This window comes from Micromonospora sp. WMMD558 (assembly GCF_049315255.1).
GTDB lineage: Bacteria > Actinomycetota > Actinomycetes > Mycobacteriales > Micromonosporaceae > Micromonospora.
Genome location: NZ_CP186061.1, coordinates 5,106,812 through 5,132,140 on the forward strand (window position 1 = coordinate 5,106,812; position 25,329 = coordinate 5,132,140).

The window sequence follows — 25,329 nt, forward strand, 5'->3', positions numbered from 1 at the left end:
CGGGCCGGCGCCCGCTCACCGTCAGCCGTCGCGCCGGGTGCCGCCGGTGTCGGCGAGCAGGGCGTCGAGCTGGGCGGCCACCGTCGGGTCGAGCTTGCCGTCCTCGACGGCCTTGTCGAGGCGCTCGCGCAGCTTCTCGACCCGCTCGGCCCGGTCCCGCGGCCGGCCGCCCAGCTCGACGAGGTCCCTGCCCAGCTGCTCGGCGGTCTTGCGGTCGACGTCGCCCTGGGCGACCGCCAGCGCGAGCACCGCGGCGAACTCGGCGGCCACCTCGCGCAGGTTGACCGGCGCCGGTCCGGCGGTGGTGGGCGCGGCGGTGCTGGGTCTCGGCGCGGGCGAGCTGCTCGGCGCCTCGACCGGCACGGACCGTCCCGCGGTCGGGGCCTGGTCGCCCCGGTCGCCGAGGACCAGCGCGGCGACGGTCGCGACGACCAGGGCGAGACCCGCGGCCACCAGGGCGGCGACCGGCCGGTCCGACCGTCGGGCGGGTGCCCGGGTCGGGGCGGGCGGCCGTGGCCCGGCACCGTCGGGGGTGGCCGGGCGCCGGTCGACCAGCGTCGGCGCGTGGGCGGGCGTCGACGCGGCGACGGACGGCAGGATCGCGGTCGGCGGGTTCGCGGGTGGGGCGGCGGGTCGCGTGGCACGCAGGTGGGCGGCGAGCTGCGCGGCGGTGGGACGGCGGGCCGGATCGGCGGCGAGGCAGGCGAGCGTGAGCCGCGCGACGTCGGCCGGTAGCCCGGGTACGGCCGGTGGCGGCACGGTGGCGCCACGGGCGTGCACGTCGACCGCGTCCTCCCAGCTGTCCACGCGCAGGTGCGCCCGGCCGGTGAGCGTGCGGTAGAGCAGCGCGCCGAGGGCGTACACGTCGCTGGCCGGGTTCGGCGGGCCGGGCCGCATCCGCTCCGGGGCGAAGTACGCGGGCGTGCCCATCAGCAGCTCACCGGTCTGCCCGGCCAGGGGGTGGTCGGGACCGGCCAGGGCGGCGATGCCGAAGTCGAGCACCTTCGCGCCGGTGGCGGTGAGCATGACGTTGCCGGGTTTGATGTCGCGGTGCACGACGCCGATCCGGTGGGCGTCGGCGAGCGCCGCGGCGACCTGCGCGGCCATCCGGACCGCCTCGGGCCAAGGCAGCGGGCCGGCGGCCAGCCGGTCGGCGAGGTTGTGCCCGTCCACCAGCTCCATCACCAGGTACGGCACGACGGCGCCACCGGCGAGGGACGCCTCGCCGTAGTCGTACACCTGGGTCACGTGCGGGTGGCTCAGCCGGGCGGCCGCGCGGGCTTCGCGCTGGATGGTGGCCCGGAGCTGAGGGTCGGCGGCCAGCTCGCCGGCGAGGGCCTTCACCGCCACCGGCCGGTGCAGCACCTCGTCGTGGGCGCGCCACACCTCGGACATCCCGCCGCGGCCGATGCGCTCGCGCAGGACGTACCGGTCGTGCAGCCGGAGGCTTGGCGTGAACGGCGACATAGGTCTCCAGTCTGCCTGCCCGACGGCGGGTAGGACCACCGACTACGCAGAGAGCCACGTCCGGTACCGGCCGCGGTGACCGGATCATGCCCGAAGCACCAACTTCCGCTGGCCGCAAAACACCGGTTCAGGAGCAACGGGGCGGAGCGGGCACCGGGGCGGGCTGGATGCGGTCGGCGAGCCGGCGCAGGGTGGCTGCGGAGGCCCGTCGGGTGGCGGCGAGCCGTGGGGTGCGCGGCGGCTCGGGGCGGATCGGCGCGTCCGGTCGGGCGGAGGTGACGTGCCGCGTCACCGCGTCGACGGCGAGAACGAAACCGGTGGGCTGGTCCATGGGGTCAACTCCTCGGGACGGGTCCGGTGGACGACCGGACGACGAGTGTGGTGGGCAGCAGAACCTGCCGGGCCCCGGGTTCCGCGGGCGGGTCGAGCAGCAGGCGGGCGGCGATGCGGCCCTTCTCCTCGGCGGGCTGCCGCACGGTGGTCAGCCCGGCGGCGGCCGCCTCGGGGACGTCGTCGAACCCCGTGACCGAGACCGGCGGGCCGCCGGCCAGCGCGTCGCGCGCGCCGAGGGCGAGGACGTCGGAGCAGGCCAGCACCGCCGTGGGCGACCGGTCGGCGGTACGCAGGGCGGCGACGGCGGCCGCGGCGGCGGCGCGGTCGTTGGCGGGGGCGGTGAGCACGGTCAGCTCCGGCCAGGCCACACCCACCTCGGCGAAGGCGTCGGCGAAGCCGGCGAGCCGTCCCCGTGTGGTCGGATGCGGGACCTCGGTCGCAGCGGCGAGCCGCAGCGGCCCGGCGGGTGCACCGGGCAGCACCGAGTCGCCGAGCAGGGCCACCCGCCGGTGCCCGAGGCGGGCCACGTGCCGGGCGATCTCCCGGGCGGCGGCGCGCTCGTCGATGCCGACGAAGCGGTCGTCGGGGCCGGCGGTGTCGGGGGGCGCGGTGGTCACGTACGGCACGCCGCGGCCCCGGATCGCGTCGATGGCCCAGCCCTCGTGGCCGGCGCAGTAGACGCAGAACCCGTCCACGGCGGCGTTCTCCACCGCCACTCGCGCGCCGGCCGGGTCGTCGGGCAACGGCACGAGCAGCAGGCTGGTGCCGCCCTGCTCGGCAGCCTCGGCGAGACCGGCGAGGAAGCGGACGGCGAACGGGTCGGTGAACGCGTACGACAGCCGGGACGTGAAGAGGACGCCGATCGCGCCCACGTACCCCCGTCGAAGCGAGCGGGCGGTGGGGTTGGGCCCTGGGTAGCCCATCTGCCGGGCGGTGGCCAGGATCCGCTCCCGCAGCGCCGAGGAGAGCTGGTCGGGCCGGCAGTACGCGTTGGAGACCGTGCTGCGGGACACCCCCACCGCGTCGGCCACGGCTTGCAGAGTCGGCTTCACCGGTCACCTCTGGATCGATTCAGACTGGATCGATCCAGAGCGTAGCCGGAAGTGTCGGCGTCGGTCAATGGGATGCGGGCGAACCGGCGCGCCACGGCCGCGCGCGGTCCCGGGAGTTACCGCCCGTGCAGGTCGTCCAGGATCCGGCCGAGGATCTCCGGCGTGCGCTCCGGCGGCTCCGCCTCCCCGCGGAGCCGTTCCATCGCCGCCGCGTAGTTCTCGAGGTCGTCCCGTTTGTCCAGGTAGAGCGCGGTGGTGAGTTGTTCGAGGTACACGACGTCCGGCAGGTCGTCCGCACCGAACCGCAGGATCGTGAACGCGCCTCCGGCGGCGGCGTGCCCGCCCGCGGCGAACGGAAGGATCTGGAGCCGGACGTTCGGCGCCTTGGTCGCCTCGATCAGTGCCGTCACCTGGTCGCGCATCACCCCCGGGCCGCCGATCGGCCGGCGCAACGCCGCCTCGTCCACGACCGCCCACAACTGGGGCGGGTCCTCCCGGCGCAGCACGCGCTGCCGCTGCATGCGCAGGGCGACCCGCCGGTCGATCTCCGCCGGCGTGGCGCGGCCGTGGCCGAGGAGCACGACGGCCCGCGCGTACGCCGGCGTCTGCAACAGGCCGGGCACGAACTGGACCTCGTACGTCCGGATCAGGGACGCGGCGGCCTCCAACCCCAGGTACGCCTGGAACCACGACGGCAGCACGTCGCCGTACCGGTGCCACCAGCCGGGGCTGTTCGCGTCCCGGGCGAGCTTGAGCAGCGCCTCCCGCTCCTGCGGCTCGGCGACCCCGTAGAGGGTGAGCAGGTCGGCGACGTCCCGCTCCTTGAAGCCGACCCGCCCGAGCTCCATCCGGCTGATCTTCGACTCCGAGGCGCGGATCTCCCAGCCGGCGCCCTCGCGGGTCACTCCGCTGGACTCGCGCAGCCGGCGCAACTGCGCGCCGAGCAGCATGCGCAGGACGGTGGGGCCGGTCGCCGGACCGCCCTCGGCGGGAACCATCGCCACTGCCGACCCTCCGCACGCCACCATGCCGTCGGGCGATCGAACCCGACCGGGGTGTAAGCATGCCATGGACGGTCAGTGAGGTGAATGGCTCCGGCGAGGCGAATCGGGCCCGGCAGCGGGACGGCGGGTCAGCGGATCAGGTGGTCGAAGTCGCCGTCGCGGGCGCCGAGCACGAAGGCCGCGATCTCGTCCACCGTGTAGATGAGGGCGGGCCCGTCGGGGTGCCGGGAGTTGCGGACCGCGATGCCCGCCCCGCCGGGCAGCTCGGCCAACTCGACGCAGTTGCCGCTGGGGTTGCTGCGGCGACTCTTCTGCCACCGCAACGGCGGCAGCTGGTTGGTGGGGAGGCCGTTCGGTGGCTGCTGCATGTACGTCTTTCTCTTCACGCACCCGCTCGCACCGGGGCCGGTGGAGGCGTCGCGAATGGACGGAGGGGTTTCCTGCACGTGCATCTGCTATTGCATCCGCATTGGACAGCGAGCATGATAACCGACGTGTGCGGTACCGAACCGCTCACGGACAGTCATCTCACCCTGGGCTGCCACCAGGGAAACACGGGGTGTCGGTGACCGCCGGCGGGGCCGGGGCGTCGGCGTGACGGGAGGGCTCGTGCCGGATCCGTTGACCATCGCGTCCGGCATCTGCGCCGCGGGAGCCCTCGTCTCGTCCTGGCAGTTGCACCGCCGGGCTATCCGAGCCGAAGCCGAGCTCGCCGTGCTGCAGGCCGAACTCGCGGCCGAGCGCCACGCGGCGAGCCACGACCCGCTGACCGGCCTGCCCAACCGGCGCGCCTTCCACCGGCTCGCCGCCGCGGTGCTGACCGGGGCGGCCGGCCGGCCTGTCATCGCCGTCGTCCTCGACCTCGACGACTTCAAGCAGATCAACGACCGGTACGGGCACGCCGTCGGAGACCAGGTGCTGGTCAGCGTCGCCCAGCGGTTCGCCGCCTTCGCCGGTGGCGATCCGGTCGCCCGGCTCGGCGGCGACGAGTTCGCCGGGCTGCTGACCACGCCGCGGGTGGACCGGCGGTGGATCGAGCACGCCACCCGGCGACTCTGCGACATCCTCGCCGCGCCGATCCCCCTGCGCGGGCTGACCATCCAGGTGACGGCCTCGGTCGGCCTGGCGCCGGTCACCGGCCCGGGCCAGCTGACCGAGGCGCTGGACCAGGCCGACGCGGCGATGTACCGGGCGAAGGGCGTCGCGTCCGCCCGCCCGCGCCGCCAGCTCGACAGCGCGGGCGCGACCGACCGCTGACCCGCCCGCTCCGTCACCTGCCCGGCCGCCGGGGGCGCCGACGCGCCTGGGAGATGCCCTACCGCCAGCCGTAGCCGGCGCGCAGCGCCCGGGCCACCCGGTCGAAGCGTTCCCGGTCGAGCACCGCCCCCTCGCGACGGATGCAGTCCTCGCGCATGGTCAGCACCCGGTCCAGCCGCAGCCAGCTCGGACGGCCGGACCGGTCCCAACCACCCGCCCCGAGGGCCAGCCAGTGCCGCTGTCCGTCGCGGTCGTCCTGGCTGGAGAGCATCAGCCCGAACAACGTCCGGCTGTGCCGGCCCACCACCAGCACCGGACGGTCCTTGCCCTGGCGGGGGTCGTCCTCGTACGGCACCCAGGTCCAGACGATCTCCCCCGGGTCGGCATGCCCGTCCAGCTCCGGGGCGTACGCGAGCTGGCGACGTTGCAGCGCGGCGACCTGGCGCCGACGCGCGACCTGGGCCGGGGCGGGGCCCGGTCGCCGCGGGGACGGGATGACGGTGCCGAGGCGCGCGGCCACACTCCGGAGAAGACCTGCCACGGCCGGCAGCCTAACGCCTGCCCCTCCCGTCCCACGGCTGAGGGACACCGCCCGGCTGAGGAAACACCGGCGCACCGAACTGGACGGGCACGCCGGCACCGGCCAGGATCGGGGCCATGCCCGTCCCCGTGCGCCCGCCCTCCCCGTTCGGAACCCCGTGGTGACCGGGCTGCCGGACGACTACCCGGTCGTCGAGCGGCGGGCGGTACGGCTCGTGGTGCTCGACGTCGACGGACGGGTGCTGCTGTTCCACACCCGCGACCCGGCGCACCCGCGGCTCGGCACGTGGTGGGAGCTGCCGGGCGGCGGGATGGACCCCGGCGAGACGTACCTCGACACGGCCGTCCGGGAACTGCACGAGGAGACCGGCATCGCCGTCGCCCCCGCCCTGGTCGGGGCGCCGACCTGGCGTCGGCGGGCCAGCTTCCTGCACCGCCACCGCCGGCACCTCCAGGACGAGGTGGTCGTCCCGGTCCGGCTCGCCGTGCCGGGCCCGGACGTCGACGAGACGCACCGGCTCGCGTACGAGCGGGAGGACTACTTCGGCTTCCGGTGGTGGCCGGTGGCCGAGGTGACGGCCGGCGACGCGCGCTTCTACCCGGGACGGCTGCCCGACCTGCTTCCCCGCTTCCTGGCCGGCGAGCGCGTCGACGAGCCGTTCGAGCTCTGGTCGTGACGGAAACGGCCGACCACGGGCACAGTGGAGCGATGACCGACATTCCCGCCTGCGTGGCCCGGTACGCCGAACGGCTGCACAGCGCCCTCGGCGACGGCCACCACGTCGCCTCCCCGCTGGGCGCCTGGCTCCTGCTCGCCCTGATCGCACCCGCCGCCTCCGGCACCGCCCGGGCCGACCTGGAGGAGGTGCTCGGCACGGGCGCGGAGGCCGCCGCCGACGCCGCCCGTACGCTGCTGGCCGACCCGCACCCGCTGGTCGGCGCCGCGACCGGCCTCTGGCAGGCCGGCGGGGTCGACTCCCCCGGCCTGGCCTCCTGGCGGGCCGGCCTGCCACCGTCGACGCAGACCGGCCCCCTGCCCGACCAGGCCACCCTCGACGCCTGGGCGCGCGAGCACAGCCTCGGCCTGATCGAGCGCTTCCCGCTGAAGGTCCGGCCGGAGGTGCTGCTCGTGCTGGCCAGCGCGCTCGCCACCCGGGTGTCCTGGGCGGAGCCGTTCCAGGTGACCGGAGCGGAGGCGCTCGGCCGGGGCAGCGCCTGGGCCGGCCGGCTGCGGCGGGTCCTGCGCACTCCCGCGCACGGCCACCGCGCGTGGGTCGCGGCCACCGACCGGGCCGGGGACGTGATCGTGCACGCCGCACCCGCACGCCCTACCGCCGAGGACGGACCGGGACTGCTGGTGGTCTCGGTGGCCGCGGCGGCCGACGTACCGCCCGGTGACGTCCTCGCCGCAGCCCACGAGCAGGCCGCCCACGCGCTCGACGGCGACGAGCCGGCCGGCCGGCGTTCGCTGTACGACCTGCCGCTGGGCGAGGCTCCGCTGTGGACGTTGCGGGAGGAGACGGTGCGCACGTTCGCGGTCCGGGAGGAGCGGGTCGCCGCGGTGCTGCCCTGCTGGTCGGCCGAGAGCCACCACGACCTTTCCGCGTCGGCGCTCGGTTTCCCGGCGGCCGCGGAGGCCTTCCGCGCGCTCCTGGCCCGGCCCGACCTCGGCTTCGAGGCGGCCCAGGCAGCCGCCGCCCGGTACGGCCGCTACGGGTTCGAGGCCGCCGCGGTCACCGGGTTCGCCATGACGGTCGCCCTGCCGCCGGAGGCGGTACGGCGCACCGCCGAGCTGCGCTTCGGCCACCCGTACGCGGCGGTCGCCGTCGCGACCGACGAGCGGTTCGGCACGCCCGGCCCGTGGCACGGCCTGCCGGTCTTCTCCGCCTGGGTCGCCGAGCCGGAGGACCTGCCCGAGGCCGATGCGGCCGACCCGCCGGACACCTGGTAGCCGCTGGTCAGCGTGGTGGCGACGGGGCCGGGACGGCGTGCGGGGGTGGCCGTGCGGGGCCCCGGGGTCACCAGTCCGGCGGGCGCGGGATCGGCTGCGTCATGCCGTCGAAGTCGCGGGGAAGCTGGGCCACCATGGCCCGGAACTCGTCGACCGTCACGGCTTCGCGCAGGGTGGCGAAGACGGCCGCCGTGCCGGTCCGGGCGGTCTCGTCGTCCACCCCGGCCCGCTCCCCCACCCGGCGCAGGAACTCCACCGGGCCGATGGCCGGCGGCCGACCGCCGGCGGGAGTCGTGCCCGGCTCGGCGAGGTAGTCGCCCGCGTCGTCCGGCAGGTGTCCCGCCAGGTCGGCGGCCTCCCCACCGGTCATCCGTTCCACCATCGTCTGGAGCACCGCGCGGGCGACGGTGGCGGCCTGCTCGGTGGGCAGGCCCGCGCGGCGGGACACCGCGTCGACGAAGAGGGGAAACCGCACGGCCGCGCTTACCCGCCGCGCGACCGCACAAACCGACGGGACCGCGCCCGCCGGTGTTCCCGGCAGCGGGGCCGGCGGGCCCTACCCGTCGGCCAGGACGTCGAGCAGCAGGGCGGCGGTCCAGCCGAACGCCGGCGAGCCGAGGCCCGCGCCGGTGTCCGGATGGAAGTACTCGTGGCAGCCCGACCGCGCCACCAGCCCGATCATCGACCGGCGCAGGCCGGCGGCCAGGTCGGGCCGTCCGTGCGCGCGCAGCCCCCGGCGCAGCAGCCAGGCGAGGTTCAACCAGCTCGGGCCGCGCCAGTACCGCAACGGCTCGAAGTCCGGCGCGGTGCGGTCGTGGCTGGGCAGCGGCCGCTCCATGCGGGGCGCGAGCCCGAACCGGGCCGAGCACGCCTCGGCGATGACGCTCGCCGCCGCCCGGGCCGGCAGGTCGGGCAGCCCCAGCGGCATCAGGCCGAGCGCCGTCCGGGCCGGGACCAGGCGGCCCGTGCGCAGGTCACGGGGGTGGAACAGGCCGGTGGTCGGGTCGTACAGCCGGCGGACGAGGGCTTCGGTGATCGCGGTCGCGCGGTCCCGGTGGGGGCCGGGGTCGGCGCCGACGACCGCCGCGATCCGGGCCAGGGCCTGCTCCGCGCCGCCCATCGCCGCGTTGAGCAGCGGACACTCCACCAGGAACGGATGCCGGTCGGCGAGGTCGTCGTCGCGGTACCGCAGCGCCCGGTAGGACGCGACGATCGCGATGTAGCGCGCGTAGTCCAGGTCCGTGGGGCGGTGCGCGGCGTCGGCGTGTGTGGTGTCGTGCCGGCGGTACGCGCGCATGACGGCCGCGTCGGCGCGTACCGCCGCCATCGGGGCGTCCCAGGCCGGGCTGTTGTCCAGACCGGACTCCCACGGGTGCACGATGCAGGCCAGACCCCCGCCTCCGACGTCCCGGCGCGCGGCCAGGTACCGCTGCTGCGCCACCAGCCGCGGGTAGAGCCGCGCCAGCGCCGCCCGCGCCGCCTCGGACCGGTCCCGCCGGTACGCGAGCCAGGCGGCGAGCGCGTGCACCGGCGGCTGGATCAGGCCGGAGGTGGCGGCGGCCGGCGCGCCCTCGGCGAGCGCCGAGGCCCAGTGGTCCGGCCCGGGGAAGTACGCCCCGACCCGCACGGACGGGTTGAACACGATGTGCGGCACCCGGCCGTCGGCCCACTGGGCCCGGAACAGGCTGGCCAGCTCCCGCCAGGCGCGGGCCGGGCGGACGTGGGCCCAGCCGATCGCGATGAACGCCGAGTCCCAGCTCCACTGGTGCGGGTAGAGGGTGCGTGACGGCACGGTGTGGTCGTGCTCCCAGTTGCCGTCGAGGGTCGCCACGGCCAGCGCCCGAAGGCCGGCCGGGTCGGCGGTGACGGGTCCCGCCGGGGCGTCGTTGCGCACCGCGCCGGGCCCCGCGACCACACCGCCCGGCGTGCCGGCGCTCACACCGCCGCCCGGCGTGCCGGCGCTCACGCCGCCGCTCGTTTCGGCTGGGCCAGCCGCAGCACCGTCGCGGCGTGTTGCAGCGCGCGGACCGGGTCGCCGCGCAGCCGGCACTCCAGCGCCAGCCAGCCGGGGTAGCCGATCTCGAGCAGGGTCCGCAGCAGCGCCGGCCAGTCCAGGTGGCCCGCGCCGGGCTGGCACCGGTTGGAGTCGCTGACCTGCACGTGCCCCAGGTACGGCGCGGCGGCGCGCAGCGCCGCGTGGACGTCGTCCTCCTCGATGTTCATGTGGAAGGTGTCGGCGACCACGCGCACCGAGGGCAGCCCGACGGCGGCGCAGAGGGCGACGGCCTCGTCGAGCCGGTTGACCATGTGGTCCTCGTACCGGTTGAGCGGCTCCAGGAAGAGGGTGACGCCTTCGGTGCGGGCGTGCTCGCCCAGCTCGCCCAGAGCGTCGAGGAGCACCCGCCGGTCGCCGGCCGGGGACCGGGGCGGCTCGAACGGCGGCAGCCGGCGGGAGAACATCCCCCACGCGGCCGGCGTCATCGCCCCGACGCCGCCCAGTTCAGCGATCACCGACAGCTGCGACCGGAGGTTGCGGACGGCGTCGCGGGACCGCCCGGGGTCGAAGTCGCCGATGAAGTGGTCCATCTCCACGCACACGGTGGGCATGACCACGCCGGCCGCGCGGGCCCGACGTAGCTCGGGCAGCCGCCGGACGAAGGCGAGGTCGCCGCGCCCGCGCAGCTCGATGCCGTGGTAGCCGAGTGCGGTGGCGAGCGCGTACTTGCGGATCAGGTCGTCGCCCGGCAGGAGCTGCTCCTGGCAGGCCAGTGGGATCGTCGTCATGGTCGGAACCTCAGAACTACTTGGAGGACGTCACCGTCACCGCGGTCGAGCAGCGCGAGCGCGTCGGCCACCGCGCTCGCGTCGACGACGTGGCTCACCAGCGGCAGCGGATCGACGCTGCCCTCGGCCACCAGGTCCATGAACGTCTGGGTGACCCGCGCACCGGTCCACCGGCCGGCCATGCCGGGCGCCGGGGTCGGCCCGGAGACCTGGGCCGCCACCAACTGGATGCGGTTGTGGTGGAACTCCTCCCCCAGGCCGAGCGCGTCGGCCTGCCCCTGGTAGAAGCCGGCGGCCACGACGCGGCCGGCGTGGGTGGTGGCGCGGATGGCCTCGTGCAGCGCCGGGTACGCCCCGGACAGTTCGAGGCAGACGTCCGCGCCGCGCCCGCCGGTGGCCCGCCGGAGGACGGCGGCGGCGGAGTCGGCGGTGGCGTCCACGGCGAGCCGGGCACCGAGACGGGTGGCGTGCGCCAGGCGGGACGGCATCCGGTCCACCGCCACCACCCGGGCACCGGAGAGCACGGCGAGCCGGGTGGCGAGCAGGCCGATGACGCCCTGCCCGAAGACGCCCACCCAGTCCCCCAGGTGCAGGTCGCCGGCCAGGACGGCGGTGAGCGCGATCGCGCCGGGGCGGGCGAAGACGGCGGCGAGGGGGTCGAGCCCGGCCGGCAGCGGCTGCACGGTGTCGGCGGGCACGACCGCCTCCGCCCGGTGTCCCCAGATGCCCCAGACCACCTGTCCGGGCTGCCGGCCGGCCACGTCGGCGGCCACCTCGACGATCTCGCCGACCTCCTCGTAGCCGAAGCCCACCAGCGGGTACGGCACGACGGCCTGCCGGGGGACGAACATCCGCGTGACGTCGTCCCAGTCCTTGCTCAGGCGCGGATTGCTGCCGCGGTAGAGGGTGAGCTCGGTGCCGGCGGAGATGCCGGAGTAGCAGGTGCGGACGCGCACCTGACCGGGACCGAGCGGATCCGGGGGGCAGGGCTGGAGGCTGATCTGTCGCGGCCCGGCCAGAGAGACAACCCAGTTGACCATGAGTCACATCCCGGTAGCACTGGGTTCCATCGTAGGCAAAATTTCGTTATATGTCTTGTCATTGATCAATCGAAGGGGTTGAATCCGTCATGTACCCTTCGAGAGGAGTGCCACCGATGCCAGCACCTCCGATGCGGACACTCGCCGCCACCCTGATCATGGCACTCGCCGGGGCCAGCCTGCTGTCCTGCGGCGACAACGAGTCCGAAACGGACAGCAGGAAGATCACCGTGTGGAGCCTGGAGGACGTGGCCGACCGGGTCACCGCCACCAAGGCGATCATCGCCGACTTCACCGAGCAGACCGGGATCACCGTCGAGCTCGTCACCGTCAACGAGGACCAGTTCCCCGCACTGATCGCCTCCAGCGCCGCCGCCGGGGAGCTGCCCGACGTGGTCGGGTCGGTGTCGCTGGCCGGCGTACGGACCCTCGCCGGCAACGAACTGCTGCACGCGGACGCGAACAAGGAGGTCGTCGACAAGCTCGGGCGGGACACCTTCTCGCCCCGCGCCCTGGAACTGACCTCCGAGGACGGCCGGCAGCTCGCCGTGCCCAGCGACGGCTGGGGCCAGTTGCTGGTCTACCGCAAGGACCTCTTCGACGCCGCCGGCCTGCCCGTCCCCGACACGTACGAGAAGATCGCCGCCGCGGCGGCGAAGCTGAACACCGGCGGAGTCGCCGGCATCACCGCCGCGACCGCCCCCGGCGACGTCTTCACCCAGCAGACCTTCGAGCACCTCGCACTGGCCAACAACTGCCAACTCACCGACGACTCCGGTGCGGTGAAGCTGGACACCCCGGAGTGCGTGGAGGCGTTCCGCTTCTACGGCGACCTGATGCGGAACCACTCGGTCAAGGGCGCGCAGGACGTGGACACCACCCGCGCCACGTACTTCGCCGGCAAGGCGGCCATGCTGATCTGGTCGCCGTTCATCCTCGACGAACTGGCCGGGCTGCGAAACGACGCCAGGCCGACCTGCCCGCAGTGCGCCTCCGATCCGACGTTCCTCGCGAAGAACAGCGGCTTCGTCACCGCCATCAAGGGCCCGAACGGCGCCGAGCCGGCGCAGTACGGCGAGATCACCTCCTGGGCGGTGCTCGACGGCGCCGCCGACGACCCGGCGAAGTCCTTCGTGGAGCACATGCTGGACGACGCCTACCCCCGCTGGTTCGGGATGTCCCCGGAGGGGCGCTTCCCGGTACGCAAGGGCACCGCGGCGGAGCCGGAGAAGTTCCTCACCGCCTGGAACACCAGCCAGGCCGGGGTCGACGCGAAGAAGCCGCTCGCCGAGGTCTACGGCGATGAGGTGCTCGCCACCCTGCGCCGCAGCCCGGACACGTTCCAGCGGTGGGGCCTCACCCAGGGCCAGGGCAAGCTGGTCGGCGCGATCCTCGGGGAACTGCCCGTGCCGAAGGCGCTCGCCGACGTCGTCTCCGGGAAGTCCGACGCCGCCGCGGCGGCCGGGCGGGCGCAGCAGGACGTGGAGGCCATCAAGGCGGGCGTCAATTGACGACCGCGGCACCGGACACCGGCCGCTCCCCCACCCGGGAGCGGCCGGTCCCGGCCCGCCGCCGGGGGCCGGTCACGCTCCGGCAGCGCGAGTCCCGCGCCGGGCTCGCGCTGGTCGCGCCCACCGTGCTCGTCGTGGTCGCGGTGATCGGCATCCCGATCGTCTGGACGGTGGTCCTGGCCTTCCAGCGGGTACGCCTGGCCACGCTGCGCCGCACCGGCCTGTTCGGCGAGTTCACCCTCGCCAACGTCGAACGCGTGCTCAACACCCCCGGGTTCGCCGACACGCTCTGGACCACGCTGGTCTACAGCCTGGGCAGCACAGCCGGCTCCATCGTGCTCGGCCTCGTCGCGGCGCTGGTGGTGCGCCGGCCGTTCCGGGGTCGCACCCTGGTCCGCGCCTCGATGCTGCTGCCGTACGTGGCACCGGTGGTCGCGGTGACCTTCGTCTGGCAGGTGATGCTCGACCCGCAGCTCGGCATCGTCAACAACTGGGGGCAGCGGTTCCTCGGCTGGGACGCGCCGGTTCCGTTCCTGTCCCAGGAGTCGACCGCGCTGGCCACCGTCATCGCGTTCGAGGCGTGGCGGTACTTCCCCTTCGCGTTCCTGTTCCTGCTCGCCCGGCTCCAGGCGGTGCCCGGTGAGCTGGAGGAGGCGGCTCTCGTCGACGGGGCCACGCCGACCCAGCGGTTCCGGCACATCCTGCTGCCGCAACTGCTCCCGGTGATCGCCCTGCTGGGTGTGCTGCGCTTCATCATGACGTTCAACAAGTTCGACGACGTCTACCTGCTCACCGGGGGCGCGGCCGGCACCGAGGTGGTCAGCGTCCGGGTCTACGAGTTCCTGACCGCGCGTACCGACATCGGCGCCGCCGCCGCGCAGGCGGTGGTGCTGGCCGTCGTGCTCATCCTGTTCGTCGTCGTCTACCTGCGCTTCTTCGGCGGACGGAGGGCAGACTGATGGACCGGGACCGGATCGAGACGGTGAGCCTGCGCTGGCTGCGCCGGCTCGTGATCGCGCTGTTCCTGCTGGTCACCGCCTTCCCCTTCTACTACATGCTGGTGCTCTCGGTACGCCCCATCGAGCGCCTCCTGCTCGACCCCGGCTCGCTGGTGGTGGGGCTGGGCGAGCTGACCGTCACCACGTACACCGAGGTGTTGAAGGCCGCCGAGGACGGCGGGCAGGGCTTCCTCACGTTCATGCGCAACAGCGGGCTGGTCGCCGTCGCGGCGACCCTGCTCACCCTGCTGGTGGCGATCCCGGGCGCGTACGCCGTCTCCCGGCTGCGGTTCTTCGGCCGCCGGCAGGTCCACTTCCTGTTCCTGGCGGTCTACCTGTTCCCGTCGATCGTCATCGCCATCCCGCTGTTCGTGGTCTTCACCCGGGCCGGGCTGCGCGGCTCGCTGCTCGGGCTGATCCTGGTCTACATCTCGCAGACGCTGCCGGTCTCGGTCTACATGCTGAAGAACTACTTCGAGACCATCCCGGTGAGCCTGGAGGAGTCCGCCGCCCTCGACGGTGCGGGACGGCTCGGCATCATCCGGCGGGTCAGCCTTCCCCTCGCCGCCCCGTCGATCATGGCGGTCGCGCTCTACGACTTCATGATCGCCTGGAACGAGTTCCTCTTCGCCCTGCTCTTCCTCGTCGACAAGCCCGACCGGTGGACGGTGTCGCTCGGGCTGGCGCAGCTCGCCGACGGGGTGGAGGTCCCCAAGACCGTGCTCATGGCAGGCTCGGTCATCCTCACCCTGCCCATCGTGATTCTCTTCTTCGCCAGCGAACGGCTGCTCACCGAGGGCCTGACCAGCGGCGCGGAGAAGGGCTGACCGCAGGGTGGGTGCCGCCGGGGAGCCGTTAACGTGGCGGCATGGGGAAGCCGACGCGCTGGATGACCGAGACCGGCCCGGAGCACTCGCAGTGGTACATCGACCGGTTCCGCCGACTCGCCGCGGAGGGCGTGGACCTCGCCGGTGAGGCCCGACTGGTCGACACCCTGGTGCCGCCCGGCTCCCGGATCCTCGACGCCGGCTGCGGCACCGGCCGGGTGGGCGCCGCGCTGGCCGCGCGCGGCCACACCGTGATCGGCGTCGACGCCGACCCGGCCCTGGTCGAGGCGGCCCGGGCGGACCACCCCGGCCCCCGCTGGCTCGTCGCCGACCTGGCCGACCTCGACCTGACCGCCGCCGGGGAGCCGGAGCCGTTCGACGCGGCCGTGGTCGCCGGCAACGTGATGGCCTTCGTCGCGCCCGGCACCGAGCCGGCGGTGCTCCGGCGGATCGCGGCGCACCTGCGACCGGACGGTGTGGTGGCGGTCGGCTTCGGCCTCGACCGGGGCTACCGGCTGGCCGACTTCGACGACGACGCGACCGCCGCCGGGCTGCGCCGCGAGCACCGCTTCGCCACCTGGGACCTGCGCCCCTGGCGGGAGGAGAGCGACTTCGCCGTCACCATCCTCCGCCGCCCGGCCGGCTGAGAACGCCCCGGAGATCCGGCTCCGCCCCGGCCCGTCACGCCGGGGCGGCGACCACCCGGGCGGCGGCCGGGTCCAGCGTGGCACCCGGGGGCACCAGGCTGACCAGGCTCGCCGGCAGGCGGAGCGGACGCACGTTGCGGTAGCCGAGCATCCCGAGCACCTCGGCGCCGGCCAGCACGTACCGCCGGCCGAGGTCGGTGACCACGCAGATCGCGCCCCCGGACGCCCCGGGCGCGGCGACCGCCTCGACCACCGCGCCCCGGCCGGGGTCCACGACGACGTGGTCGGCGACCACGCCGCCCTCCGCCGGGGCGGGCCCGGAGCGGAGGGCGGTGCCCAGGTCCGGCAGCCGGACCCCGTACCGGACGTCGGACACCGCGCCGTCCTCGCCGACACGCGTGCAGAGCCCGCCGTCGGGAGCGGCCAACCGGGGCGGTACGGCCGGCGGGGCCGTCGGCCCGGCCGGGGTCAGGTCGGGCACCTTGGGCAGGGCGGCGAACCGCCCCAGCGTGATCGGCTCCGGCTCGCCCTGGCCGGTGCTCGCCAGCAGCAGGCTGGCCTGCAACTCGGTGATGCCGGCGAGCCCGTCGCGGAGCGCGACCGCGTACTGCCGGCCACCGCCGGAGTTGCGGACCAGGTAGACGTCGCCGATGCGGGCGCCGGGGACCCGCGCCGAGGGCCGCCCCTCACCGGGCAGGGCCGGTGGGGTCAGGTCGACGCCGGCGGTCAGCGAGTGCAGCAGGGCCGGCGCCACCGGGACCGCCCGGGCCCGGGTGGCCGCGAGCGCGGCGAGCACCCGGTCGGGGTCGCGGATCGCGTGCCGCCGCTGCTGCCAGACCAGATGCAGCCCGCCGTCGGGGTGGCGCAGGAGCAGGCCCTCGTCGCCCAGCGGCCGGCCACCCGGGGCGTCCACGCCGATCAGGAGCGCGGAGCGGGGTTCCGGCCGGTCGCCGTCGGCGCCGGTCACGGAACAGACCGTCCACGGCGCGGTCGACAGCCCGTTCGGGCCGGGCAGGGAGTCGGGTGCGTCGGCGATGCCCAGCGGGAGGCCGCGCGGCACCCCGGCGATGGACCGGCGGGAGACCAGCACCGTCTTGGGCCGTTCGGCCCCGATGATGAGCAGGGCCGACGCGTAGTTGAGGACCGGGTGCAGCCGCTGGTCGCGGTAGACGAACCGGGCGCCGGACTCCTTCTCCACGATCACCGCGGCCTCGTCACGCCACTTGCTTCCGCCCCCGGCGAACAACCCGTACAGGGCGAAACCGCCCAGGGCGATCACCGCCACCAGCACGCTGGCCAGCCCCGCCCCCGCCAACCGCCGGAACGGCGACTGCGCGGGGTCGGTCTCCCGCATCACCAGGGCGGCGACCGCCCGTTGGACGGTGAACTGGTACGAGTGCAGCTGGTCCTGCCGCGACGGCATGGAATCCCCTCCGGTGGCGGGCTCGGCGCACAGGATAAGCGTTGCGTCGATGTCCCGAGGACCCTGCGTCGCCGAGGTGGCATGTTGATACCCCAGGGGGTATGCTCGGTCGTGGAGGTGACGAGGTGAAGTTGCGACCCGAGATGACGGCGGACGCGCTGACCCGGTTGAAGCGGGCGCGCGGCCAGTTGAACGCCGTGATCGAGATGATCGAGACCGGGCAGGACTGCCGGGAGACCCTGACCCAGCTGGCCGCCGTCTCGAAGGCGGTGGACCGGGCCGGTTACAAGCTGATCGCCTCCGGCATGCGGCACTGCAACCTGGCGCGCGAGCGCGGCGAGCAGCCGGAGATGACCGAGGACGAGCTGGAGAAGCTGTTCCTCGCCCTGTCCTGACCCCGTGACGACCCGACCGTTCGTGGCGTGACCGCGCCGCGAACGGGTAGTCCGCGCGCGTGACACCGACCCAGGCGGACGTCTGTTCACCACATACCCCCCGGGGTATCAGCCGAGATCGAAGGAGCTCCCCATGACCGTGCAGGTGTCCGTCATCGCGACGTCGTCACTCGGCGACCGCAGCTACCTGGCCGACGACGGCCAGGTGGCCGTCGTGGTCGACCCGCAGCGCGACATCGACCGGGTCCTCCACCTCGCCGGCCGGCGGGGCGTCCGGATCACCCATGTGGTCGAGACGCACATCCACAACGACTACGTCTCCGGTGGGCTGCAGCTGGCCCGGATCACCGGCGCCCACTACCTCCTGGCGGCGGCCGACGAGGTCGACTTCGAGCGCGTCGCGGTCTCGGACGGCGACACCGTTCCCGTCTCCGACTCGCTGCGCCTGCGGGTGGTCGCCACACCGGGGCACACCTTCCACCACCTGTCGTACGTCCTGGACGAAGCCGCAGACGGCGGCTGGCGACCGGCCGGCGTCTTCACCGGTGGCTCGCTGCTGTTCGGCACCACCGGGCGGACCGACCTGCTCGGCAAGCAGCACGCCCACGACCTCGCCCACCGGCAGCACGCCTCCGCCCGGCGACTCGCCGACCTGCTGCCGGACGGCGCTCAGGTCTGGCCGACCCACGGCTTCGGCAGCTTCTGCTCGGCCAGCCAGGCCGACGCCCCCGAGTCGACGATCGGGCGGGAGCGGCAGGCCAACCCCGTACTCCGGCTGGCCGCCGACGACTTCGTGACCGGGACCCTCGCCGGATTGGACGCCTACCCGGCCTACTACGCCCACATGGGTGTGGCCAACGCCGCCGGGCCGGCACCGGTCGACCTCACCCCGGTCGCCCGCGCCGACGCCGCTGAGCTGCGCGAGCGGATCGCCGCCGGTGAGTGGGTGGTCGACCTGCGCCACCGCAAGGCGTACGCCGCATCCCACCTGGCCGGCACGGTCAGCCTCGGGCTCGACGGCCCGATGTCCACCTGGCTCGGTTGGCTCATCGACTGGAATGTGCCGATCACCCTGCTGGCCGAGACGCCCGAACAGGTCGCCGACGCCCAGCGCGAACTGGTGCGCATCGGCATCGACCGGCCCGCCGCCCAGGCCACCGGCGAGACCACCCGGTGGGCGGCCGACCGCGAGCACCTGCGGGAGCTGCGGATGACCGACTTCGCCGCGCTGGCCGCGGCGCGGGCCGGGACCACGCCCTCGGGGCTGCCCGCACCGGACGTCGTCCTCGACGTGCGGATGACCAACGAGTGGACCTCCGGTCACATCGACGGGGCGGTGCACATCCCGCTGCCCGACCTGCCGAAGCGCCTCTCCGACGTGCCCGCCGGCACCGTGTGGGTGCACTGCGGCTCCGGCTACCGGGCCACCGCCGCCGCCTCGCTGCTGGCGAACGCGGGCCGCGACGTCGTCGTCATCGACGACAGGTTCGGCGAGGCCGAAGCGGCCGGCGTCGCCATGGCCGAGCAGGGCTTTCCCCGCTAGTGACCACCGCCCGGCCGCCGCCGACCGGGCGGCGGCCGGGCCTTGCCCCCGTCGCCCCGACCACCCCAGAACGAGGAGAACATGAGCACCTCCGGAAACATCCGCCCCGCCACCCTCGACGCCACCACCCTGCGCGAGCTGATCGACTCCGGTCGGGCCCCCCGCCTGCTCGACGTACGAACCCCGGCGGAGTTCGAGACCTCGCACGTCCCCGGCGCCTACAACGTGCCGCTCGACCTGCTCAAGGAGCACCGCGAGGAACTGCGCAACCACCTCGACGAGGACGTGGTGCTGATCTGCCGCTCGGGCGCCCGCGCCACCCAGGCCGAGCAGGCGCTCGCCGGGGCCGGGCTGCCCAACCTCAAGGTGCTGGACGGCGGCATGCTCGCCTGGCAGGCCGCCGACGCCCCAACCACGCGGGGCACCCCGCGCTGGGACCTGGAGCGGCAGGTCCGCCTGGTTGCCGGCTCGATCGTGCTGGTCAGCGTCCTCGCCTCGGTGTTCGTGCCCGGCCTGAAGTGGGTCGCCGGCTTCATCGGCGCCGGCCTCACCTTCGCTGCCGTCACCAACACCTGCGCGATGGGCATGCTGCTCGGCAAGCTGCCGTACAACCGGGGCGCCAGCTGCGACCTGGACACCATCGTCGGGCAGCTGCGCGACGGCGCGACTGCCGGGCGGCGGTCGTGACCGGAAGCCTCGCGCTGACCGTCGGGCTGGCCGTGCTGATCGGGATCAGCCTCGGCCTGCTCGGCGGCGGCGGGTCCATCCTGGCCGTGCCGCTGCTGGTCTACGTCGCCGGCCTGCCCGCGAAGGAGGCGATCGCCACCTCGCTGCTCGTCGTCGGGGTGACCAGCGCGGTGGGTGTGCTGCCGCACGCGCGTGCCGGCCGGGTCCGGTGGCGGACCGGCCTGGTCTTCGGCGTCGCCGGCATGGCCGGCGCGTACGCCGGCGGCCGGCTCGCCGCGTTCGTGCCGGCGGCGGTCCTGCTCACCGGCTTCGCGCTGATGATGCTGGCCACCGCGGCCGCGATGATCCGGGGCCGGCGCGACACCGGCGGTAGGCCGGTGCCGCACGAGCTTCCGGTGTCGCGGGTGGTGCTGGACGGCGTCGTCGTCGGCCTGGTCACCGGGCTGGTCGGCGCCGGCGGCGGCTTCCTCGTGGTGCCCGCCCTCGCCCTGCTCGGTGGCCTGCCCATGCCGGCGGCGGTCGGCACCTCGCTGGTGGTCATCGCCATGAAGTCGTTCGCCGGCCTGGCCGGCTACCTGTCCAGCGTCAGCGTGGACTGGGGGCTGGCCGCCGCGGTGACCGCCGCCGCGGTGGTCGGCAGCCTCGCCGGCGGCCGGATCGCCGGGCGCGTCCCGGAGCAGGTACTGCGCACGGCGTTCGGCTGGTTCGTCGTGGCGATGGGCGTCCTCGTCCTCGGCCAGCAGATGCCCGGTCAGCTGCGTGGCGACCCGCTGTTCTGGGTCGCAGCCGGCGGCCTCGCCGCCACGGTCGCGGCCGTCGCGCTGCTCGCCGCCGCGTGCCGGGGCGGGCACGGGTGGATCCCGACACCGGTGTGCCGCGTGCTGCGGGCGGTCGCCCCACGGTGAGAAGCTGACCCGGGAGAGGATGCGGTCATGGACAGCGACGAGTGGGACGCGCGGTACGCATCCACGCCGGATCTGGTCTGGACGGACGAGCCGAACCGGTTCGTCGTCGAGGAGTTGGCCGACCTCCCGCCCGGCCGGGCGGTGGACCTCGCGGCCGGCGAGGGACGCAACGCGGTCTGGCTGGCCCGGCAGGGCTGGCAGGTCACCGCGGTGGACTTCTCGCCGGTCGCCGTCGCCCGGGGCCGCACGTTGGCGGCGAGCCGGAACGTCACGGTGGACTGGCACGTCGCCGACGTCACGACGTGGCTGCCGGAGCTCGGGGCGTACGACGTCGTCCTGGTCGCCTACCTGCACCTGCCGCCGGACGACCTCGCCCGGGTGCTGGCCGGCGCGGGAGCCGCGCTCCGCCCGGGCGGCCGGGTCGTGGTCGTCGGTCACGACCGCGCCAACCTGACCGGCGGCACCGGCGGTCCGCAGGACCCGGAGATCCTGCACACCCCGGAGGCGGTGGTCGCCGCGCTCGCCGGCCTGCGCGTGGTCCGGGCGGAGACGGCCCGCCGGCCCGTCGCCCGCCCCGACGGCACGACGGTCGACGCCCTCGACACGGTGGTCGTCGCCGTCCGCCCGGCGGACGATAGCTGAGTCGGCACCGGCCCGGGCGCCGCGCGGTGCCCACCGCGCCCCGGGTGCCGCTCACCTCCCGCCGCCGGTAGCATCCGGCCCGTGGGCGCACGGTTCGAGGAGTTGGCCTGGCGGGAGACGCCGATCGGCGCCATCAGCCTGCGCCGGCGCCGCGACCCCGCCCTCGACGTCGACGTGTACGAGGTGAAGCTCGACGACGACTTCCTCATGTCGAGCCTGTTCCCGGTCGCCGAGATCGAGCTGGCCCGGCTGGGTCTGGCTCCGCTGGCCCGGGGCGACCTCGACGTGGCCGTCGGCGGCCTGGGGCTGGGTTTCACCGCCCGTACCGTGCTGGAGGACGACCGGGTCGCCTCGATGCTGGTGGTGGAGGCGGTCGAGGACGTGCTCGACTGGCACCGGCGTGGCCTGCTGCCCTTCGCGGCCGGGCTCGCCGGCGACCCCCGCACCCGTTTCGTCCGCGCGGACTTCTTCGCCGCCGTCGCCGGGGGCGCCGGCCTCGACCCGGAGCACCCGGGGCGGCGGTTCGACGCGGTGCTCCTCGACATCGACCACTCCCCGCGCAACGTCCTGCACCCCAGCCACGCCGCCTTCTACACGTGGGACGGGTTGCGCCGGCTCGCCGCCTGCCTGCGGCCGGACGGTGTGTTCGCGCTCTGGTCCGACGACCCGCCCGACGCCGCCTTCACCGAGGTCCTCGCGCGGGTGTTCGCGGCGGTGGAGCCGCACGTCGTCCGTTTCCCGAACCCGCTGACCGGCGGCGAGTCCGCGAACACGGTGTACGTCGCGCACACTCCGGTTTGAGGTTGTTGTCGCAGGTCGACAGGGCATCGGCCGCCGCCGTCCTGGCACGTCAGGCGACCGGCGGGTCGCTCACGCGGCATGGAGCGCGTACACCGGTGAACCTACGGAGACGTAGGTTACCGGCGCGTAGTTTAGGCTGGGGCGGGCCACGTCTCCCGAAGCGCGGCTCGACGGCGCGTCACCAGCGAGGAGAGACATGGACCTGAGCGTCGAGCGACCCTGGCTGCGCAGCTACCCCCCGGGCGTGCCGGCGACCATCGCCCCGTCGGACGAATCACTGGTCGACCTGTTGCGCGCCGCCGCCCGCCGGTTCGGCTCCCGGGTCGCGCTGGACTTCTTCGGCGCCACCACCACGTACGCGGAACTCGACGCCCAGGTGACCCGGGCAGCCGAGGCGCTGCGCCGCCTCGGCGTCGGCCGGGGCGACCGGGTGGCGCTGGTGCTGCCGAACTGCCCGCAGCACGTCGTCGCCTTCTACGCGGTGCTCCGGCTCGGCGCGGTGGTGGTCGAGCACAACCCGCTCTACACCGAGCAGGAGCTCGCCCACCAGCTCGCCGACCACGGTGCCCGGGTCGCCGTGGTCTGGGACAAGGTCGCCCCGCTGGTGCTCGGCACGGCCGGCGCCACCGACGTGCAGACCGTGGTCGCGGTGGACCTCAGCGCGGCACTGCCCCGGCTCAAGCGCTGGGCGCTGCGGCTGCCGCTGCCGAAGGTCCGCGCCGCCCGGGCCGCGATGACCGCGCCCGCGCCGGGCGCGCTGTCCTGGGAACGCATCGTGGCCGCCGCCGGCCCGCTGGCCGCCGACCACCCCGCGCCCGGGCCGGACGACACCGCGCTGCTCCAGTACACCGGCGGCACCACCGGCACGCCGAAGGGCGCCGTCCTCACGCACCGCAACCTGCGCGCCAACGCCGCGCAGGGCCGTGCGTGGGTGCCGGGCCTGCGGGACGGCGCCGAGACGGTGTACGCCGTGCTGCCTCTGTTCCACGCGTACGGGCTGACGCTGTGCCTCACCTTCTCGGTGAGCATCGGCGCGACGCTCGTGCTCTTCCCCCGTTTCGACCTGGACCAGACCCTCGACGCGGTGCGCCGCCGACCCCCCACGTTCCTGCCCGCCGTGCCACCGATCTACGACAAGCTCGCCACCGCGGCCCGGGAGCGCGGGGTGGACCTCACCTCGGCCCGGTACGCGATCTCCGGCGCGATGGCGCTGCCCCCGGCCACGGTCGAGCTGTGGGAGTCGGTGACCGGTGGGCTGCTGGTCGAGGGCTACGGGATGACCGAGACGTCCCCGGTGGCGCTGGGCAACCCGGTGTCGCCGGAGCGGCGGCCCGGCACCGTCGGCGTGCCGTTCCCGTCCACCGAGATCCGCATCGTCGACCCGGAGGACCCGTCCCACGACCGTGCCCCCGGCGTGGCCGGCGAGCTGCTGGTCCGCGGCCCGCAGGTGTTCGCCGGCTACTGGCGACGGCCGGAGGAGACGGCGGCGGTGCTGCTGCCCGACGGCTGGCTGCGCACCGGGGACGTCGTCGAGATGGACCCGGACGGGTTCGTCCGGGTGGTCGACCGGATCAAGGAGCTGATCATCACCGGCGGTTTCAACGTCTACCCGTCCGAGGTGGAGGAGGCCCTGCGGCGGGTGCCCGGTGTCCTCGACGCCGCGGCGGTGGGGCTGCCCGCGTCCGGCGGGGGCGAGGAGGTCGTCGCCGCGGTGGTGCTGCACGCCGACTGCACCACGGACGAGGCGGGCATCCGCGCGGCGTGCCGGCAGCACCTGACCGCGTACAAGGTGCCGCGGCGGGTGATGGTGGTCGAGGACCTGCCGCGGTCGCAGATCGGCAAGGTGCTGCGCCGGGAGGTCCGCGACCGGCTGCTCGCCGGCTGACCGCGTACGCTCAGCCGCGCCGCAGGCCCTCGATCGCCGCGTACAGGTCGGCCTGGTCGATGGGGCCCGCCGGCCTCCCGCCGGTGGCCTCACGCATCGCCTTGGCGAGTTGCACCCGGCGCAGCACCTCGCGGATGTCCGCGCCGGTCAACCCCGCGCTGACGGCGGCGAGGGCGGCGGGGTCGACGTCGTCGGCGAACATCCGGAAACCCGCGTGGTCGTGCCGGACGACGAGGTCACGGATCATCCTGGCGATGATCTGGGCCCGGCCCGCCTCGTCGGGTGGCGGGATGGACAGCTTCACGTCGAACCGGCCGGAGCGGACCAGCGAGGCGTCCACCCGCTGCGGGAAGTTGGTGGTGGCCACGACGATGACGTGCGGGTTCTCCTCGAAGAGGGTGTTCATCTCCTGCTTGAAGATGCCCGCCACCGCGTTGACCGCCTGGCTGGCCGCGTCGCCGCCGGCGCCCGCGTAGCTGATGATGCTGTCGAACTCGTCGAAGAGCAGCACGGTCGGCTGCCGGTAGCGGCGCGCCTCGCGGAAGATCTGCTTGATGTTGCGCTCCGAGCCGCCGAGCCACTTGTCGAGGATCTCCGGCGTGCGGATCTCGCGGAAGTCCGCTCCGATCTCGTTGGCGAGCGCGCGGGCCAGCATCGTCTTGCCGGTGCCGGGTGGCCCGTACAGGAGGATGCCCTGCGGCCGGCGGGCGCCCCACCGGGCCATGACGGCGGGGTGGCGGAACGAGATCGCGATCTCCCGGAACCGCGCCACCACGTCGTCGAGGCCGCCGACCTGGTCGAGGGTCACCGACTCACTGCCCGCCGGGGGCGCCGGTGGGGCGGCCCGCGGTGCCGGCCGGGCCGGCGCGACGGTCCGGCGCAGCGCGTACGCCCGGCCGTCCAGCACCCGGGGCTCGGGCTCGTCACCGGCGAGGTCGCGGACGGTCTGGAGAGCGAGCCCGACGAGGGCGCGCAGGTGTGCGACGGTGACCTCCTCGGCGGGCACCGTGGCGCGGAGGATCACCAGCCGCTCACCGTCGACCTCGGTCACGTCCTGCTCGGGGCGCAGGCCCAGCGCGGCCGCCTCCCCGCGAACCTCGGCGGCGGCCGGGTCGACGGGACCCGGCCGGTCCGAGACGACCGTGCCGGCGGAGCCGCCCCCGGTGCCGGCCGGGCGGCCGAGCCGCCGTGACGCCTGCGCCGCGAGCCGTCCGGCGCGCCGGGCGAGCGGCCCGCCCGGATCGGCGGTGAGGTGCCGGGCGAGCAGCCAGCCGGCCGGGCCGGCGACCCCGAGGGCCAGCAGGCGCAGGGCACCGGCCGCAAGCCCGCCCGACGCGCGGATCTCGGCGGTCAGCCGGCACGCGGCGTCCACTGTGTGCAGGGTGAGGCGCACGCCGGTGACCGGTGGGGGCAGCGGCCCGTCCAGCGGCAGCAGGACCGGCCCGAAGCGGGCGGCGGCCAGGAGCCCTTCCGGGTCGTCGATGCTCACCCGCGCGCCGAACCGCTGCACGCGGTCCACGCCCGGCCGGTGCTGGTCCGGCATGATCTTCCGCCCTTCCTGCGGCAGCGACCACACCGAGTCTGGCAGCGGATCCGCCCCGCCGCCACCGGCCCGCTCCTGGCCCACCGGCCCGAAC

The 25,329-nt window shown here is 74.9% G+C and carries 26 protein-coding genes; 14 read left to right on the forward strand and 12 right to left on the reverse strand.

The genetic code is table 11. The annotated features are described in order from the left end of the window. Positions 1 to 21: 21 nt before the first annotated feature. The 5 genes from ACN26Y_RS24320 to ACN26Y_RS24340 all read right to left on the reverse strand — a co-directional run bounded on the left by ACN26Y_RS24320 (position 22) and on the right by ACN26Y_RS24340 (position 4,224). Positions 22 to 1,467, reverse strand: coding sequence for a serine/threonine-protein kinase (locus ACN26Y_RS24320; protein ID WP_155332508.1), 1,446 nt, complete (start codon positions 1,465 to 1,467; stop codon positions 22 to 24). A 127-nt stretch (positions 1,468 to 1,594) separates the two neighbouring features. Next, the gene (locus ACN26Y_RS24325; protein ID WP_155332509.1) at positions 1,595 to 1,798 is read right to left on the reverse strand and encodes a hypothetical protein; all 204 of its coding nucleotides are present in this window, start codon (positions 1,796 to 1,798) and stop codon (positions 1,595 to 1,597) included. Between the two features lie 4 nt (positions 1,799 to 1,802). Next, positions 1,803 to 2,852: a LacI family DNA-binding transcriptional regulator gene (locus ACN26Y_RS24330; protein ID WP_155332510.1), complete on the reverse strand. Its 1,050-nt coding sequence runs from the start codon at positions 2,850 to 2,852 to the stop codon at positions 1,803 to 1,805. A gap of 116 nt (positions 2,853 to 2,968) precedes the next feature. Beyond that, positions 2,969 to 3,856, reverse strand: coding sequence for a helix-turn-helix domain-containing protein (locus tag ACN26Y_RS24335; RefSeq protein ID WP_155332511.1), 888 nt, complete (start codon positions 3,854 to 3,856; stop codon positions 2,969 to 2,971). A gap of 128 nt (positions 3,857 to 3,984) precedes the next feature. Further along, on the reverse strand, positions 3,985 to 4,224 hold the full coding sequence (locus tag ACN26Y_RS24340) for a DUF397 domain-containing protein (protein WP_155332512.1): 240 nt from the start codon (positions 4,222 to 4,224) through the stop codon (positions 3,985 to 3,987). Between the two features lie 241 nt (positions 4,225 to 4,465). Between ACN26Y_RS24340 and ACN26Y_RS24345 the strand changes: the two genes are divergently transcribed. After that, positions 4,466 to 5,113 carry a GGDEF domain-containing protein gene (locus ACN26Y_RS24345; RefSeq protein ID WP_155332513.1) on the forward strand — a complete coding sequence of 216 codons (648 nt, stop codon included), beginning with the start codon at positions 4,466 to 4,468 and terminating at the stop codon, positions 5,111 to 5,113. 58 nt (positions 5,114 to 5,171) lie between these two features. Here the strand turns inward: ACN26Y_RS24345 and ACN26Y_RS24350 are convergent, their stop codons facing one another. Next, positions 5,172 to 5,654 carry a type II toxin-antitoxin system PemK/MazF family toxin gene (locus ACN26Y_RS24350; RefSeq protein WP_155332514.1) on the reverse strand — a complete coding sequence of 161 codons (483 nt, stop codon included), beginning with the start codon at positions 5,652 to 5,654 and terminating at the stop codon, positions 5,172 to 5,174. Positions 5,655 to 5,814: 160 nt separating this feature from the next. Here ACN26Y_RS24350 and ACN26Y_RS24355 point away from each other — a divergent pair, with 160 nt between their 5' ends. Together ACN26Y_RS24355 and ACN26Y_RS24360 are read left to right on the forward strand one after the other, a co-directional pair. Further along, positions 5,815 to 6,330, forward strand: coding sequence for an NUDIX hydrolase (locus ACN26Y_RS24355; protein ID WP_230688746.1), 516 nt, complete (start codon positions 5,815 to 5,817; stop codon positions 6,328 to 6,330). 32 nt (positions 6,331 to 6,362) lie between these two features. Next, positions 6,363 to 7,604: a hypothetical protein gene (locus ACN26Y_RS24360; RefSeq protein WP_155332516.1), complete on the forward strand. Its 1,242-nt coding sequence runs from the start codon at positions 6,363 to 6,365 to the stop codon at positions 7,602 to 7,604. 67 nt (positions 7,605 to 7,671) lie between these two features. On the opposite strand, the gene ACN26Y_RS24365 is transcribed toward ACN26Y_RS24360, so the two are convergent. The 4 genes from ACN26Y_RS24365 to ACN26Y_RS24380 form a co-directional block, all read right to left on the reverse strand. Next, positions 7,672 to 8,079: a DUF2267 domain-containing protein gene (locus tag ACN26Y_RS24365; RefSeq protein ID WP_155332517.1), complete on the reverse strand. Its 408-nt coding sequence runs from the start codon at positions 8,077 to 8,079 to the stop codon at positions 7,672 to 7,674. 81 nt (positions 8,080 to 8,160) lie between these two features. Then, positions 8,161 to 9,498 (reverse strand): MGH1-like glycoside hydrolase domain-containing protein, encoded by a 1,338-nt coding sequence (locus ACN26Y_RS24370; protein WP_155334273.1) that lies wholly within the window; start codon positions 9,496 to 9,498, stop codon positions 8,161 to 8,163. A gap of 68 nt (positions 9,499 to 9,566) precedes the next feature. Further along, entirely contained in the window at positions 9,567 to 10,388 is an 822-nt protein-coding gene (locus tag ACN26Y_RS24375; protein ID WP_155332518.1) for a sugar phosphate isomerase/epimerase family protein, read from the reverse strand. Next, on the reverse strand, positions 10,385 to 11,428 hold the full coding sequence (locus ACN26Y_RS24380) for a zinc-binding dehydrogenase (protein ID WP_155332519.1): 1,044 nt from the start codon (positions 11,426 to 11,428) through the stop codon (positions 10,385 to 10,387). The genes ACN26Y_RS24375 and ACN26Y_RS24380 overlap by 4 nt, the downstream gene beginning before the upstream one ends. 116 nt (positions 11,429 to 11,544) lie before the next feature. Here ACN26Y_RS24380 and ACN26Y_RS24385 point away from each other — a divergent pair, with 116 nt between their 5' ends. From ACN26Y_RS24385 to ACN26Y_RS24400, 4 genes are read left to right on the forward strand one after another with little or no spacing between them, the layout of a single operon-like run. Then, positions 11,545 to 12,939: an ABC transporter substrate-binding protein gene (locus tag ACN26Y_RS24385; RefSeq protein ID WP_422733580.1), complete on the forward strand. Its 1,395-nt coding sequence runs from the start codon at positions 11,545 to 11,547 to the stop codon at positions 12,937 to 12,939. Beyond that, positions 12,936 to 13,898 carry a carbohydrate ABC transporter permease gene (locus ACN26Y_RS24390; RefSeq protein ID WP_422733581.1) on the forward strand — a complete coding sequence of 321 codons (963 nt, stop codon included), beginning with the start codon at positions 12,936 to 12,938 and terminating at the stop codon, positions 13,896 to 13,898. Before ACN26Y_RS24385 ends, ACN26Y_RS24390 begins: the two co-directional genes overlap by 4 nt. Beyond that, on the forward strand, positions 13,898 to 14,764 hold the full coding sequence (locus tag ACN26Y_RS24395; protein ID WP_155332522.1) for a carbohydrate ABC transporter permease: 867 nt from the start codon (positions 13,898 to 13,900) through the stop codon (positions 14,762 to 14,764). Before ACN26Y_RS24390 ends, ACN26Y_RS24395 begins: the two co-directional genes overlap by 1 nt. A 41-nt stretch (positions 14,765 to 14,805) precedes the next feature. Next, complete coding sequence (locus ACN26Y_RS24400) at positions 14,806 to 15,411, forward strand: class I SAM-dependent methyltransferase (protein ID WP_155332523.1); 606 nt, start codon at positions 14,806 to 14,808, stop codon at positions 15,409 to 15,411. A 34-nt stretch (positions 15,412 to 15,445) separates the two neighbouring features. Here ACN26Y_RS24400 and eccB read toward each other — a convergent pair whose 3' ends face one another. Further along, positions 15,446 to 16,834 (reverse strand): type VII secretion protein EccB, encoded by a 1,389-nt coding sequence (gene eccB / locus ACN26Y_RS24405; protein ID WP_155332524.1) that lies wholly within the window; start codon positions 16,832 to 16,834, stop codon positions 15,446 to 15,448. Positions 16,835 to 16,959: 125 nt separating this feature from the next. Between eccB and ACN26Y_RS24410 the strand changes: the two genes are divergently transcribed. From ACN26Y_RS24410 to ACN26Y_RS24440, 7 genes are all read left to right on the forward strand, one after another. Then, on the forward strand, positions 16,960 to 17,229 hold the full coding sequence (locus ACN26Y_RS24410; RefSeq protein ID WP_155332525.1) for a metal-sensitive transcriptional regulator: 270 nt from the start codon (positions 16,960 to 16,962) through the stop codon (positions 17,227 to 17,229). Between the two features lie 133 nt (positions 17,230 to 17,362). Then, the gene (locus ACN26Y_RS24415) at positions 17,363 to 18,772 is read left to right on the forward strand and encodes an MBL fold metallo-hydrolase (protein ID WP_155332526.1); all 1,410 of its coding nucleotides are present in this window, start codon (positions 17,363 to 17,365) and stop codon (positions 18,770 to 18,772) included. A gap of 81 nt (positions 18,773 to 18,853) precedes the next feature. Beyond that, positions 18,854 to 19,459, forward strand: a complete 606-nt coding sequence (locus tag ACN26Y_RS24420) for a rhodanese-like domain-containing protein (RefSeq protein ID WP_155332527.1) — start codon at positions 18,854 to 18,856, stop codon at positions 19,457 to 19,459. Then, positions 19,456 to 20,364, forward strand: a complete 909-nt coding sequence (locus ACN26Y_RS24425; RefSeq protein WP_155332528.1) for a sulfite exporter TauE/SafE family protein — start codon at positions 19,456 to 19,458, stop codon at positions 20,362 to 20,364. The genes ACN26Y_RS24420 and ACN26Y_RS24425 overlap by 4 nt, the downstream gene beginning before the upstream one ends. 27 nt (positions 20,365 to 20,391) lie before the next feature. After that, positions 20,392 to 21,006 carry a class I SAM-dependent methyltransferase gene (locus ACN26Y_RS24430; protein ID WP_155332529.1) on the forward strand — a complete coding sequence of 205 codons (615 nt, stop codon included), beginning with the start codon at positions 20,392 to 20,394 and terminating at the stop codon, positions 21,004 to 21,006. A gap of 81 nt (positions 21,007 to 21,087) precedes the next feature. After that, on the forward strand, positions 21,088 to 21,807 hold the full coding sequence (locus tag ACN26Y_RS24435; RefSeq protein WP_155332530.1) for a spermidine synthase: 720 nt from the start codon (positions 21,088 to 21,090) through the stop codon (positions 21,805 to 21,807). A gap of 196 nt (positions 21,808 to 22,003) precedes the next feature. Continuing rightward, positions 22,004 to 23,692 (forward strand): long-chain-fatty-acid--CoA ligase, encoded by a 1,689-nt coding sequence (locus ACN26Y_RS24440; protein ID WP_155332531.1) that lies wholly within the window; start codon positions 22,004 to 22,006, stop codon positions 23,690 to 23,692. Between the two features lie 10 nt (positions 23,693 to 23,702). Here the strand turns inward: ACN26Y_RS24440 and ACN26Y_RS24445 are convergent, their stop codons facing one another. Beyond that, the gene (locus tag ACN26Y_RS24445; RefSeq protein WP_422733582.1) at positions 23,703 to 25,319 is read right to left on the reverse strand and encodes an ATP-binding protein; all 1,617 of its coding nucleotides are present in this window, start codon (positions 25,317 to 25,319) and stop codon (positions 23,703 to 23,705) included. Positions 25,320 to 25,329: the final 10 nt, after the last annotated feature.